At 62.0% G+C, this 13,337-nt stretch carries 16 protein-coding genes; 10 read left to right on the top strand and 6 right to left on the bottom strand.

All coding sequences use genetic code 11. The features are described from left to right. Position 1: 1 nt before the first annotated feature. Entirely contained in the window at positions 2–895 is an 894-nt protein-coding gene (locus tag ACW4TB_RS05370) for a PA4780 family RIO1-like protein kinase (RefSeq protein WP_119687209.1), read from the top strand. Positions 896–977: 82 nt separating this feature from the next. Here ACW4TB_RS05370 and ACW4TB_RS05365 read toward each other — a convergent pair whose 3' ends face one another. From ACW4TB_RS05365 to ACW4TB_RS05355, 3 genes are read right to left on the bottom strand one after another with little or no spacing between them, the layout of a single operon-like run. Next, complete coding sequence (locus ACW4TB_RS05365; RefSeq protein ID WP_012314884.1) at positions 978–1,814, bottom strand: universal stress protein; 837 nt, start codon at positions 1,812–1,814, stop codon at positions 978–980. A 57-nt stretch (positions 1,815–1,871) separates the two neighbouring features. Next, a complete protein-coding gene (locus ACW4TB_RS05360; protein WP_279932217.1) occupies positions 1,872–2,681 on the bottom strand; it encodes a helix-turn-helix domain-containing protein in 810 nt (269 codons plus the stop codon). 1 nt (position 2,682) lies between these two features. After that, on the bottom strand, positions 2,683–2,871 hold the full coding sequence (locus tag ACW4TB_RS05355; protein ID WP_119687206.1) for a hypothetical protein: 189 nt from the start codon (positions 2,869–2,871) through the stop codon (positions 2,683–2,685). Between the two features lie 243 nt (positions 2,872–3,114). Between ACW4TB_RS05355 and ACW4TB_RS05350 the strand changes: the two genes are divergently transcribed. After that, entirely contained in the window at positions 3,115–4,041 is a 927-nt protein-coding gene (locus ACW4TB_RS05350) for a universal stress protein (RefSeq protein WP_279932220.1), read from the top strand. 27 nt (positions 4,042–4,068) lie between these two features. Here the strand turns inward: ACW4TB_RS05350 and ACW4TB_RS05345 are convergent, their stop codons facing one another. Then, positions 4,069–4,617, bottom strand: coding sequence for a GNAT family N-acetyltransferase (locus ACW4TB_RS05345; RefSeq protein ID WP_254465965.1), 549 nt, complete (start codon positions 4,615–4,617; stop codon positions 4,069–4,071). A 184-nt stretch (positions 4,618–4,801) separates the two neighbouring features. On the opposite strand from ACW4TB_RS05345, the gene ACW4TB_RS05340 reads away from it, so the two are divergent. The 3 genes from ACW4TB_RS05340 to ACW4TB_RS05330 are packed head-to-tail and all read left to right on the top strand — an operon-like array spanning position 4,802 to position 7,768. Continuing rightward, the gene (locus ACW4TB_RS05340) at positions 4,802–5,728 is read left to right on the top strand and encodes a universal stress protein (RefSeq protein WP_279932222.1); all 927 of its coding nucleotides are present in this window, start codon (positions 4,802–4,804) and stop codon (positions 5,726–5,728) included. Next, entirely contained in the window at positions 5,719–7,086 is a 1,368-nt protein-coding gene (locus ACW4TB_RS05335; protein ID WP_254465964.1) for an MBL fold metallo-hydrolase RNA specificity domain-containing protein, read from the top strand. Before ACW4TB_RS05340 ends, ACW4TB_RS05335 begins: the two co-directional genes overlap by 10 nt. Before the next feature lie 19 nt (positions 7,087–7,105). Next, positions 7,106–7,768: a hypothetical protein gene (locus ACW4TB_RS05330; protein ID WP_012314876.1), complete on the top strand. Its 663-nt coding sequence runs from the start codon at positions 7,106–7,108 to the stop codon at positions 7,766–7,768. Here the strand turns inward: ACW4TB_RS05330 and ACW4TB_RS05325 are convergent. Both ACW4TB_RS05325 and ACW4TB_RS05320 read right to left on the bottom strand, forming a co-directional pair. Beyond that, complete coding sequence (locus tag ACW4TB_RS05325) at positions 7,747–8,316, bottom strand: GNAT family N-acetyltransferase (protein WP_012314875.1); 570 nt, start codon at positions 8,314–8,316, stop codon at positions 7,747–7,749. The genes ACW4TB_RS05330 and ACW4TB_RS05325 overlap by 22 nt on opposite strands. A 108-nt stretch (positions 8,317–8,424) precedes the next feature. Then, positions 8,425–8,850: a potassium channel family protein gene (locus tag ACW4TB_RS05320; RefSeq protein ID WP_012314874.1), complete on the bottom strand. Its 426-nt coding sequence runs from the start codon at positions 8,848–8,850 to the stop codon at positions 8,425–8,427. 234 nt (positions 8,851–9,084) lie between these two features. Between ACW4TB_RS05320 and ACW4TB_RS05315 the strand changes: the two genes are divergently transcribed. The 5 genes from ACW4TB_RS05315 to ACW4TB_RS05295 are packed head-to-tail and all read left to right on the top strand — an operon-like array spanning position 9,085 to position 13,335. Next, positions 9,085–9,762: a thermostable hemolysin gene (locus ACW4TB_RS05315; protein ID WP_012314873.1), complete on the top strand. Its 678-nt coding sequence runs from the start codon at positions 9,085–9,087 to the stop codon at positions 9,760–9,762. After that, positions 9,752–11,215 (top strand): AMP-binding protein, encoded by a 1,464-nt coding sequence (locus ACW4TB_RS05310; protein ID WP_279932228.1) that lies wholly within the window; start codon positions 9,752–9,754, stop codon positions 11,213–11,215. The genes ACW4TB_RS05315 and ACW4TB_RS05310 overlap by 11 nt, the downstream gene beginning before the upstream one ends. Positions 11,216–11,223: 8 nt before the next feature. Continuing rightward, a complete protein-coding gene (locus ACW4TB_RS05305) occupies positions 11,224–11,904 on the top strand; it encodes a TenA family transcriptional regulator (protein WP_012314871.1) in 681 nt (226 codons plus the stop codon). Beyond that, positions 11,891–12,697, top strand: coding sequence for an SDR family oxidoreductase (locus tag ACW4TB_RS05300; RefSeq protein ID WP_012314870.1), 807 nt, complete (start codon positions 11,891–11,893; stop codon positions 12,695–12,697). The genes ACW4TB_RS05305 and ACW4TB_RS05300 overlap by 14 nt, the downstream gene beginning before the upstream one ends. Then, on the top strand, positions 12,694–13,335 hold the full coding sequence (locus ACW4TB_RS05295) for a tetratricopeptide repeat protein (protein ID WP_455828289.1): 642 nt from the start codon (positions 12,694–12,696) through the stop codon (positions 13,333–13,335). Before ACW4TB_RS05300 ends, ACW4TB_RS05295 begins: the two co-directional genes overlap by 4 nt. The last annotated feature ends 2 nt before the right edge of the window (positions 13,336–13,337 follow it).

Genomic DNA, 13,337 nt, shown 5'->3' with positions numbered 1-13,337 from the left:
GATGAAGACGCCAAAACGAATCGAACCGCTGATTGAAGACGGACTGGTCGACGAAGTACTGCGACCCTTGATGAGCGGCAAGGAAGCAGCCGTCTACGTGGTGCGTTGCGGCGCCCAGGTACGGTGCGCCAAGGTCTACAAAGAGGCCAACAAACGCAGTTTCCGCCAGGCCGCCGAGTACCAGGAAGGCCGCAAGGTACGCAACAGCCGCCAGGCCCGGGCGATGGCCAAGGGCAGCAAGTACGGCCGCAAGGAAGCCGAGGATGCCTGGCAGAACGCTGAAGTGGCGGCGTTGTTCCGCCTGGCCAATGCCGGTGTGCGGGTGCCCAAACCCTATGACTTCCAGGATGGCGTACTGCTGATGGAGCTGGTGACCGACGCCGATGGCGATGCGGCCCCGCGCCTTAACGACGTACACCTGGAGGCTGATGAGGCGCGTGAGTACCACGCCTTCGTCATTCGCCAGATCGTGCTGATGCTGTGTGCCGGCCTGGTGCATGGCGACCTGTCCGAATTCAATGTGCTGCTGGGCCCCGATGGCCCGGTGATCATCGACCTGCCGCAGGCGGTGGATGCGGCGGGTAACAACCACGCGTTCAGCATGCTGCAGCGTGATGTGGAGAACATGGCCCACTATTTCGGGCGCTTTGCACCGGAGTTGAAGGACACCCGCTTTGCCCAGGAAATGTGGGCACTGTACGAGGCAGGTGAGCTGCGTGCGGACAGCCCGTTGACAGGCGAATTCGAGGATGATGAGCATGTCGCGGACGTGGGAGGCGTGATGCGCGAAATCGACGCTGCCCGCCTGGATGATGTCCGCCGCCGAGCTGCGCGGGCAGAAGCCGAGCATGGGCCGGTCAAGGGCGAAGAACCGCCGCCGCCCTGGCTGCAGTAATCTCGCATGGGGGCTGGCCCTATCGCCGGCTTGCCGGCGATAGGGCCAGCCAAGTGGTGATGAAGATGCTGATCGCAGCGGCTCAGTGTGACAGCAGTACGGGCATTTGAAGGGCTTGCAGAACCCCGTGGGTAGCGCCACCCAGGATGAATTCTTTCAAGCGCGAATGACCAAAGCCGCCCATGACCAACAGATCGGCGCCGGCGCTGAGTGCTTCTTGCTGCAGGCACTCAGCGATTGATCGCCCGGCCAGCTTCACGCTCAGCGGCCGAGCGTTCAGGCCTCTGTGTTGTAAGGCATGTGCCATGTCCTGCGCGATGTTGCCGTGCTCGAGTGGCTTTTCCCCCTGCACGGTCAGGACCGTGATCAGCATGTCTGAGGTCATCAGGTGTGACGCGTCGGCGAGCGCTCGGGCCGCGACGCGGCTGCCGTCCCAGGCCAACGCCATGTGCCTGACGGGCTTGATGGGCAAAGACGGAACGAGTACGCATGGCTTGCCAGCGCCGAAAATTACCGACTCTGCCAGCTCCTGGATGACTGGCTTGTCGACTGCCCATGGCAGGATGGCCAGGTCGAAATACCTTGACGCCTCTGCCGCCGCAGTACCCGTCAGCCCTGGCACCACTTCTCTGGTGGAGAATTCCACACTGCTCTGGCCGTGTTCAAGGCCGCTCACCATGGCCTGCAGCGCTTTGCACTGGGTTCGGCTGTTGCTTTCGGTTGTTCGAATCATCTCGGGGATATTCAGGAGTGTGCTGCCAACTGATGGCGAAAGGTAGGGGATCCTTACCGAAAAGGTCATGACATGCAGGTCGTAACCCAGCGCGATGGCCAGTTGTACACCGGCTGCCACAGCGTCCTCGGGGAGTACATCCGGATAGGTGACCAACGGCATGTAAGCCAGATGAAAATTCGACATGTCCGACACCTTCAGCTGTTGCGAGGCGATGCGCGTTAAGCCAGGCGTCTAAGTCACTCAAGCGACTGGCAGTTCAGTGAGGCGAGGGCTGCCCGGGTAACCCAGTTCCAGGGCCATCAGCGCAGGCATGTCCAGAATCTCCACCAGCCGGCCATGCAGGTTGACGATACCCAGGGCGCGCAAGTGGGCGACCGAGCGGCAGATGGTTTCCAGGCGCAGCCCCAGGTAGGACGCCATGTCCTCGCGCGACATGCGCAGCATGAAGCCATGGGATGAATAGCCGCGGCTGACAAACCGTCGGGACAAACTCAGCAGAAAACTGGCCAGCCGCTGCTCGGCAGAGAGGTTGCACAGCATCAGCACGCGCTCATGCTCGCGGATGATTTCCCTGCTCATCAGGCGGTTCAAGCTTTGCTGCAGCGTGGGGAAATCACGCGCCAGGGCCTGCAGCCGATGGTATGGAACGGGGCATACTTCGCTGTCCTCCAGGGCAATCGCATCACAGACATGGTGCTCGGTGGCGATGGCATCGAGCCCCAGCACGTCACCCGGCATCCAGAAGTTGATGATCACACCCTGGCCTTCGGCATTGTTCAGGTTGGTCTTGAAACTGCCTGAATGCACCGCATACAAGGCACTCAAGGGCACATTGGCATTGAACAGCGCAGCCCCCTTCCTGATGCGGATGCGCTGGCCGATCAATGTGCCCAGGCTAGTGTTGTCGCGCAGGGACAAACCCGTGGGCAAGCACAAGCCGTTGACCCGGCACTCATTGCAGCGCGATGCCAGTGGCTTCAAATGAATGGGCGGGGGCGTGCGCGCCTTTACAGGCTGGCTGAGCAGCTGAACGTCGATGAGGCCCGACATTTCAGGCCTCCTTCGCAGGTCTGAGAGCGACGGTGGCGATCTTGTTCAGTGAATGAGGCGCATTGAGGCGGGCAGTCAGCACGCCCAAAAACTGTTCGGCTTCTTTGGGTGTTTTGAAACTCACCCGCCACTCGTCCATGTGGACCCACCAGCGGTTGTCATTCGCGCTTTTCTCGACGTAGACGTTCATCGGAACCTCCAGTGCCTGCATGAGCAAGCAATAGCTATTGATTCGAGGAGCAATGGCGTCCTTGTCGGCAGCGAGGCTAGGTACAGCGTGCGCCCAAAAAGCCGATAAGTCTTGATCCGTGTCAATTGCCCGGTAAGCGGTAACAGCCGCTTGTCGGCTCGCTTGCACTGTTGACAAACATCAAACCGGGCAGCCCCCGGCGGCAGATCATCGAGGTACTCATCGACCCCGCAGAGGTGTGCCATGACCAACCCGCAAAGACTTCTTCTCATCGCATCGCCCCTGATGCGCCGCACACCGGTCTATGACCGTGCGGCAGCGCTGGCCAAAGCCAAGGGCATGCCACTGCACATCGTCGCCTTTGACTACCTTGAGGGCCTGGCCACTGCCGGCCTGGTCAACGACCAGGCCTTGGCGGTCATGCGCGAGGGTTATGTGCAACAACATCGTCAATGGCTGGAAACCCAGGCATTGTCGATGCGCCGCAATGGCGTGACGGTGACCACCGAGGTGTTGTGGGTACAGCACCCGCTGGACGAGATTGAGGTGCATCTGCGTGAGCAGCCGTTCGCCATGCTGATCAAGGGGCTCGAGCATGAGCCGTGGTGGATGCGAGCCATGTTCACCTCGCTCGACGTGCAGTTGCTGCGTGACACCCGGATTCCGCTGCACCTGGTACACAACGCCAGCAATGCCCTGCCGCGCCGCATACTTGCAGCGGTTGACCTTTCACGCCCGGAGGATCAGTTCGAAGGCTTCAACGACCATATCATCAGCGAAGCGCTCAAGCTGGCGTTGCAATGCAACGCCCAGATCGAACTGCTGTATGCCTACGATATGGGCTCGATGTACCTGGACGCCGAAGGCAGCCGGGAACATTCGTTCCTGTTCGATTCGAACCTGTCACGGACACTTCATGAGGCTCAGGCCGATGCCTTCCAGGAACTGGCCGAACGCAACGGCATTCCCTTCGAGCACCGGCACATGCGGGTGGGGGACCCGACCAAGGTGCTGGCGCTGTTCATGGACAACAACGACATCGATGTGCTGGTGATGGGGAGCTACCACCATCACGGCATCGGCTGGTTCATCGGCAGTACGGCTGAGCGGATCCTGCATCGGCTCAGCACCAGTGTGCTGGTGTTATCACCCGAGCATTCGCAAGGTTAGAAGTGAAAGGCCCGCAAGGGCCTTGTTTCAGGCGCGCAGATCAAGCTCATGGAGGATTTCGCTGACATCGCCGCCCAGGTAGCGCGAGGTGAAGCCCAGCGCCTTGGTCAGCCGGTGCATGGCGTAGTTGTTCGAGAGGTCCCTGGACACCATGCACTGGTAACCGTTGCGCCGTGCCGCTTCGATCAGGTGCTGCAGCAACAGCTTGCCCAGCCCCTTGCGCTGCCATTGCTCGCCGACAGCGACGGCACATTCGCAATTGTGGCTACCCGGGATTGCGGCATAGCGGCTTACACCAAGCTGATGCAGCTGGCCATTGTCATGGGCCAGCGCTACGTAGGCCATGCGCTGGTGACCGTCGACCGGCATCGACTGCGCGTCCAGGGCGGGCAAGCCACCGCTGAGTCCGGCGAGAAAACGAAAGCGCCGGGCCTCATGGCTGATCGTACTCACAAAGCGACTGTCGCGTTCGTGATCATCATCGCGCAGCGGGCGAATCAGCACGGCTGTGCCGTCGGCAAGGGTGTCTACCCAGTGCTCGCTGGTGTCTTCGGGTTCCAGCAACTGCTTGTTCATAGGGCCTCCAGAGGGCTTGATCAACGTGGGCTTTACTGGTTGTACCGTGAGACGGCGTTCTGGTTCTGACTTTGATCAAGTCGGTGCGCCAGTGGTGACTTTCTGATCTGCATCAAACGCGCAACGGCAGGGGGCTCGAAGATCGATGCTACTTGCCATCGCCGCGTGCGGCCGGAGGTTTCCCATGGGTCAGTATCGACAACTGCTGGTGCTGCTTACCGACATCGACCCGCACTCGGCGGCTTTGCGCCGGGCGCTTGCCCTGGCGCATGTCAGCGGCGCAGCGGTGCATGTCGTTGGGCTGTTCGAGCCATACGAGGCGCATTCGTTACGCCAGGAACGGCTGGACGAAGCCGAGATGCAGCGCCAATACGGGCTCTATCGCAAGCAGCTTGAGGAACTGGTCGAACGTCACCGGGCCAGTAACGCCGATCTGACGCTCGATACCGTCAAGGCAGAAGACCTGCGCGACCAGGCCGCCGATTACATCCGCGAGCTCAAGCCCGATATGGTCATCAAGGATTCCGAAACGACACCGGCTCTGGCCCGGTTTTTCGGCACGCCGCTGGACTGTGCGCTGATGCGAGCGTGCCAAGGCTTGATGCATTTCGTGCCCCGGACGGCCGCGTCATTGCCAAAACGCATACTGGTAGCTGTGGACACCGCCTTGCGCGATGAGCCCGATGCCCAGATGCTATTCAACCGCGCCCTCATCCGGTCAGCCGATGCCCTGGCGCTGCAATGCGATGCGCAGTTGCACCTGCTCTCGGCCTATGACCTGGCGGGTGTGTTCGCCCCCGACATGCTGGTTGCGCAGACCTGGGTCGAGGAGATGCGAGATGCCTTGCAGGTGTCCTTCGATGCATTGGCCGATGCCGAAGGTGTGCCCCTCGATTGCCGGCATTTCATGGAAGGCGGGGCGGTGCAGGTGATTCGGGACCAGGTGGCGGCCCTGGATATCGACGTGGTGGTCATGGGAGTGGTGCAGCCCAGGGGTTTGAGCAAGCTGCTGGGTGATACCACCGAACGTATTGTCAGCGATCCACCGTGCAGCGTGCTGGCCGTTCACCCCTGTGTGATCGACACCTGGGAGCCGACGCCATGCAACTGACCTTTTTCGGCGGGACGGGTACGGTGACCGGCAGCAAGTTCTTGCTGACGCATGACTCGACACGGGTGCTGATCGACTGCGGGCTTTTCCAAGGCTACAAGCAACTGCGCTTGCGCAACTGGGAGCCACTGCCGACGGCACTGCGCACGGTCGACGCGGTGGTGCTCACGCATGCCCATCTGGACCACAGCGGTTACCTGCCGGTGTTGGTGCGCGAGGGCTTCAGCGGGCCTGTGTATGCCACCCCGGCAACCTGTGCCCTGGCTGAAATCCTGTTGCTCGACAGCGCCCGATTGCAGGAAGAGCAGGCCGAACATGCCAATCGCCATGGCTATTCAAAACATTCGCCGGCCCGCCCCTTGTACACCGAGCAGGATGCCAAACGCGCACTGCAGCTGTTCAGGCCCGTCGCATTGCACCATCGCACCCGGATCGCGCCCGGTGTCGAACTGTTGCTGCGCACGGCCGGGCACATTCTGGGCGCGGCGACCGTGCAACTGACGTTGGACGGCCAGACAGTGGTTTTCTCGGGCGACCTGGGCCGGCCAAATGATCCCGTGATGCGTGCGCCCGAACTGATCGGTGCAGCCGATGTGCTGCTGGTGGAGTCGACCTATGGTGACCGTTCGCACCCTGCACAGCCCCCGGAGCGTTACCTGGCTGATGTGATCAACCAGACCCTGCTGCGCCATGGCATCACCCTGGTGCCTTCGTTCGCGGTCGGCCGAGCGCAATTGCTGATGTATTACCTGTACATGCTCAAACGCGACGGGCTGATACCGGACATTCCGGTGTATCTCAACAGCCCCATGGCAACTGATGCCACGACCCTGTACCAGCAGTTCAGGAGCGAGCATCGCCTCACGGCGCTGGAGTGTGCCCAGATGTGCAAAGGCACGCAAATCATCCGCACGCTCGATGAATCCAGGCACCTGGATCAACTGCGCGAACCTGCGGTGATCATTGCCGCCAGCGGCATGGCCACGGGTGGGCGGGTGTTGCACCACCTCAAGGCGCTGGCGCCCAATGCGCACAACAGCATTCTGTTCTCCGGCTTTCAGGCAGGCGGTACCCGGGGCGCCGATATCATTGCCGGTGCGCGCAGCGTGCGCCTGCATGGCGAAGACGTGCCGATTCGGGCGCAAGTCTTTGTCATGGACAACCTGTCGGCGCATGCCGATGCGGACGAAATCATGGAATGGTTGCGCGGGTTCACCCGGCCGCCGCGCCAAACCTACGTCATTCATGGCGAACCGCATGCTGCGGACACCTTGCGTCGACGTATAAGCCTTGAGCTCGGCTGGCAGGTGTGCGTGCCCGAGTACCTGGAAACGGTTGCCATAGACCCTGTGCGCTGACACGGCGCTGGAGGCTTGCATGAATATGCAAACAAGGGCGAAGCTCAGCGCCTGGGCAAAACGACCCAAGGGCAGCCTTGGATGGATCGCGGCCATCGCCACACTGGTGGTTGCCGCCTCGATCTATCAGGTGTTGGGCCCGGCCTGGCAACTGCCCATGCGTGCCCCGGCCATTGTGCTGGCGCTGCTGGCGCTGAGTGCGGCGGTCGGGTTGGCCGTGCACCGCAGTTTCAAGGGTGCGGTGGGCAAGACCATTTTTTCCGGGCAGGGGAGAGGTTGGCAGGCGAGGCTCGCCATTGTCCGGGACGTAGCCAGAGAGTCGAACATTTTGCTGGGCATGCTGCTACTGCTGGCCGTGTTGGGCTTAGGCTCACTGATACTCGCCAGCCGCTCCGTACAAGGCATCGTCAGCGGATGCGAGACCAACCTGCAGGCCCAGGTCGATCTGCCAGAGGACCAGGCGCTCGCCGCGTTGGTCGCCCAACCGGTCTGCCAGTGCCTGGCGCAAACGTTTCTGGAACGCAATGGCGTCATCCGCCTGGCGCTGTTCAATACGCCGTTGCTTGAAGTCAGTGCCTTCAAGGGGGTTACCGAGGCCGATGAGCGGCGGTGCCTGGAGCAACTGGACCTGCTGCCGGAGGCTACCGCCGGGGCACCGCCTCAGGCCAGCGAAAGCCGGTGAATCAGCTGGCTTGGGTCATCCGGGTCTCTGGCAGTGGTAAACCCTGCCGCCTGAGCCAGATCGCGCATTGCCACATTGGCTGCAGCGTCGATGGAATACATCTGTCGCAGGCCCTTGGCGCGTGCGTGGTCGATCAGGTGCCGGAGCAGCAATGTGCCCAGACCGTGACGCTGCCAGCTATCGAGCACGGTGACGGCGCATTCGCATTCCTGGTTATCCGCACCGGTGGCGTAGCGGGAGATACCGACTTCCTGCAGTTCACCGTCGACATGTGCGAGGGCCACATAGGCCATGTGCTGGTCCTGATCAACCACCATCAGTTGATCCAGCATGGCTTCGCCAGGCTCCTTGAGCTGTGACAGAAAACGGAAATGGCGCGATTGAGGGGACAGCCGTTCGATGAAGTTCTTCTCGCGCTGACGGTCCTTGGGCTGCAAGGGCCTGATCAGCACATGTGTGCCATTGTCGAGTGCTTCGATCCAGTGTTCGCCGGTCGTGGCAGGAAATGCCGCTGCGGCGTGGGGGCGGGGTGTTTCGGCGGGTGCCATGGCAAGCCTCCTTACATTCAGGGGTGTACAAAGGAGGTTCAGTTTCAGCGCATCGCCTTCTGCGCGCTTGATAGTTGTCAATTGCCGCGCCTTTAGGACCGCACCTTGCTACTTGGCCTTCCAGTACTTCTGCATTTCCAGAAACAGAAAGGAGGCCGTCCAGGTGATCATCACCAGGCCCGTCAGCGCCTGCAGGCCTGTGAGGTATTTGAGGTCGCCGCTGGGCGAAATATCGCCGAAACCGATGGTGGTATAGGTGGTGAATGAGAAGTACACGCAGTCCATGAACGTGCCGTCGAAGTTGCCGCTCAGGGTGCCCCAGCCTTCGGCACTGGCCATCAGATAATAGACCAGGGCAAAGCACCAGACTTCCAGGGCGTGGGCCACCAGTGCGCCGAGCACACCTATGACGATGCGAAACCGGCTCCAGAGTTTGAGCCGCGGTAGCCAGTCGTTCAGGCGCAGCAGGCATTCGTAATGAATCACCACCACCAGCACCACGACCAGCGCGTTGATCAGCGTGACGGTAAGCATCGACGGCTCCCCTGTGGCCCTGACAGAAGTTTGGCCGGTAATGGCCATCGTGTCGGTTTTACACCTGAACATCAGTTGATGATTGATAAAGATCACTGCGCGGGCCCTGTAGAAGCCGGCTTGCCGGCAATGGCTGCGTAGCAGCCCAACAACGCAGGTCGAATCCGTCACTTCAGACTACCTTCAGATTGACCACAGATACTCACCCCATCAAGCCCAAACGGGGGGAGTTTCATGACCCAGTCTCAGTGGAGCAGCCTGCTCCCATTGCCTATCGGCAGCCACGTCGACCATCACGCTCACTTGTCGCTTCATTTGCACAAGGACCCAGGGCGCGATGAGCTTGAGCACTTCATCCATCAGTGTTTTGCCAGCGTGCACCACGCTGATGTGCACCATTACCTTCCAGAACTGCTGGCACTGCATGACAGCCAGGGTCGGCTGGTTGCTGCCGCAGGCATGCGCCCGGCCAGCAGCGGGCCGCTGTTTCTGGAGCACTATCTGGACGAGCCGCTGGAAGCTGCAGTTTCACGCGTGGCGGGTTGCACCCTTGAGCGCGCGTGCATGGTTGAAGTCGGCAACCTGGCCTCGCTCAGTGCCGGTAGCGCGCGAATCATGATCATAGCGGTGACCTGGTTGCTGGCCACACGCGGCTTGCGGTGGGTGGCGTTCACCGGCGCGACGACATTGATCAACAGCTTTCAGCGCCTGGGGTTGGTGCCATCGGTGCTGGCGTCGGCCGACCCGGCCCGGCTGAATGGGCAGGTGGACCAATGGGGGACCTACTACGCTCAGCACCCGCAAGTCTTTGCCGGCAATATCGGTCATGGCTTCGATGCCTTGAGCAAGGCCGGGGTGTTCCAGCGCCTGGGGTTGCCAACGGCCCTTGAGGAGACTGGCCATGCCGCATGAACTGGAGCGCTTTCATCAACTGCTGGTTACGTTTGCACGTGATCACGCTGACGCAATCGCCGTACAAGATGAGACGCAGCGCTTCACTTTCAGGCAATTACTGGCAGAAGTGGGGTTGCGCACCCACAACTTGGATGCCCGCTCGCCAGGCACGCTGGTACTGGCCCTGGATAATGGCCCGCAGTTGCTGTTCTGGGATCTGGCGGCGCTTTTTTCTCAGCGTCCCTGCGTGATCGTGCCCTCGTTCTTCAGTGCCGCTCAATTCAGCCATTGCATCGAGCAGAGCGGCGCCAGCCATGTGCTATGCGACCCGCAATGGCGCGGTACGCTCGCCGAGCTTGGATTCACCCAGCAGGACGAGTTCTGGGTTCGCGAGGCAGAACCCGCCGCGGCGCTGCCTGTCGGTACTGCCAAGATCACCTACACCTCTGGCAGCACAGGCAAGCCCAAGGGCGTGTGCCTGTCGTCCGAAGCCCTGCTGCGTGTAGCCCGGGAACTGGAGGTGGCCAGCCGGCCCAGTGAGCCTCAGCGTTACCTGGCGGTGCTGCCGCTTGGTGTGCTGCTGGAAAACCTCGGTGTCTACGCCGCACTGATGGCCGGGGCGAGTGTGCTGCTGTACCCCCAGGCGCTTCTGGGCATGGGCGGTGCGAGCCAGGTCGATTTCAAGCGCTTGCTGGGGGCGATCGCCCTTAGCGGCGCGCAGAGCCTGATTCTGGTGCCGCAGTTGTTGATGGGGCTGATCACTGCCATCGAGCGCGGGCTGATGCGGGTGGGGGCGCTGCGGTTCGTTGCCGTCGGTGGTGCCCGGGTGGCGCCCAGCCTGTTGGCCCGCGCCGAAGCGATCGGCCTGCCGGTGTTCGAAGGCTATGGCTTGTCCGAGTGCGCATCGGTGGTGGCCTTGAACCGGCCTGGCGCAACCCGCCGGGGCAGTGTCGGCAAACCGCTGCCCCATGTGCAGGTGCGTATCGCCGAAGACGGGGAGGTGCTGGTGGCTGGCTCGGTGTTGCTCGGCTACCTGGAGGAGCCACCCGTCTTCGATAGCTGGTGGGCCACAGGCGACCTCGGCCATTTCGACGAGCAGGGCTACCTGTACCTCGATGGCCGCAAGAAACACCAGTTCATCACCAGCTTCGGGCGCAACGTCAACCCGGAATGGGTGGAGGCCGAACTGACCCAGAGCGGTGTGATCGCCCAGGCGTTCGTGCATGGCGAGGCCCTGCCGAAGAACCTGGCATTGCTCTGGCCGTTGGACCCTGCCACCCCCGACACACTCATCGACCAGGCGGTGCAGCAGTGCAATGCCTTGCTGCCGGACTACGCCCGTGTACATGCCTGGCGTCGCCTGCCGCGCCCACTGTCCAGTACCGACGACACACTGACCGCCAATGGCCGCCCGCGACGCGAGGCCATCCTGCGGCGTTACCACTCCCAGTTATCCGATATCCCGTTGTGAGGTCTGCCATGTCCTTTTTTGACACGCTGCAACTGCAAACCACCCAGGAGCGTCAGGCCCTGTTCGCCGTGCCGGTCATACGCGATGCGTTGGCGGGGCACGTCAGCCTCGACAGCTATGTGGCCTTCCTGACCCAGGCCTACCACCATGTGCGCCATACCGTGCCGCTGATGATGGCGTGCGGGGCGCGCCTGCCTTCGCGCTTGGAATGGCTGCGCGGCGCGGTGTGCGAATACATCGAGGAAGAGTACGGCCACGAGCAGTGGATCCTCAATGACATCAATGCCTGCGGTGGCGACTGGGAAGCGGTGCGTGACGGTCGGCCGGCACTGCCGATCGAGCTGATGGTCGCCTACCTTTATGACGTGATCGCCCGGGGCAACCCGGTCGGGCTGTTTGGTATGGTCAACGTGCTCGAAGGCACCAGCATTGCCCTGGCCACCCAGGCCGCCGGCACTATCCAGAGCACTTTGGCGCTGCCGGACCGGGCCTTCAGCTACCTCAGCTCCCATGGCGCGCTGGACCAGGACCACATGGTCACCTACAGGCGGCTGATGGACCGCCTTGATGACGTGGATGACCAGCGGGCTGTGATCCACGCGGCCAAGGTGGTTTACCGCCTGTATACCGACATGTTCCAGGGGCTGCCGCGTGCGGGCCTGCATGAGGTGCGTCATGCGCTTGCCTGAGTGCGTAGTGATACTCACCGGCGCCAGCGGAGGCATCGGCCTGGAGCTGGCCGAACAGTTGTGCGCAGCCGGTGCCCGGGTACTGGCGGTGAGCCGGCAGATGGGCAAACTCGCCGGTCTGATGCACCGTTATCAAGGCAGGCTGCTCTGGCAGGCGGCCGACCTGCGCAGCCATGAGGGGCGTGAGCAGGTGCTTGCCCGTGCCCGGGAGATGGGAGGGGTCAATGTCCTGATCAATGCCGCAGGCGTGAACCGCTTTGCCCTGCTCGAGCAGATCGATGAGCACGCGCTGGACGAACTGCTGGACATCAACCTCAAAGCCGCTGTGCAACTGACGCGTGTATGTCTGCCGCTGCTGCGCGCCCAACCCCGGGCGATGGTGGTCAACGTCGGCTCCACCTACGGCTCGATCGGTTACCCCGGTTATGCCACCTACTGCGCCAGCAAGTTTGCCCTGCGCGGTTTTTCTGAGGCGTTGCGCCGCGAGCTGGCCGATACCTCGGTGAATGTCATGTACGCGGCACCCCGGGCAACCCGCACCGCTATGAACAGCACCGCCGCCACGGCGCTCAACCAGGCCCTGAAGGTCGGCATGGACGACCCGGCAGATGTGGCCCGCGCTGTGCTCAAGGCCGTGCAGTCAGAGCGCAACGAGCTTTATCTGGGTTGGCCGGAAAAGCTCTTCGTGCGCATCAACGGCATGTTGCCCGGCGTGGTTGACCGTGCGCTGCGCAAGCAATTGCCGGTGATCCGTCGTTACATCGCTAGTCATTCCAAGGAGTCGATCAAATGAAACGTCTGTTCATCGCGGGCCTGCTGGCGTTCGCACCGCTCACCTGGGCGCTGGACCAGGCTGGCAGCCAACAATTGGCCAACCTGCAGCAGCGCTGGGTGCAGATTCAGTACCAGACGCCTGAAGGCAAGCGCGCCGATGCGTTCGAGAAACTGGCAGCCGACGCCTCCACGCTGGTTCATCAGCACCCGGGCTCGGCCGAACCCTTGATCTGGGAGGGCATCATCAATAGCAGCTGGGCGGGTGCCACTGGGGGGCTGGGGGCGCTGGGCAAGGTCAAGTCGGCCAAGGCCAGCCTGGAAGAGGCGATCAAACTTGACCCCAATGCCCTGCAGGGCTCGGCGTATACCAGCCTGGGTACCTTGTATGACCAGGTGCCTGGCTGGCCTATCGGTTTTGGTGACAGCGACAAGGCCGACACCTTGTTGCGCAAGGCGCTGCAAATCAACCCCAATGGTATCGACAGCAATTACTTCTGGGCCGATCATCTGTTCCGCCAAAAACGCTACGCACAGGCCGCAGCAGCACTGGAAAAAGCCCGCCAGGCGCCACCACGCCCGGGGCGCGAGCTGGCCGACCAGGGCCGGCGTGGCGATATCGATGCTTTACTCAAGGCCATCAAGGACAAACAGGACTGAAC

Source organism: Lelliottia jeotgali, assembly GCF_977070485.1.
The sequence above is the reverse complement of the archived record's forward strand: the minus strand, read 5'-3'. Positions and strand labels throughout refer to the sequence as shown.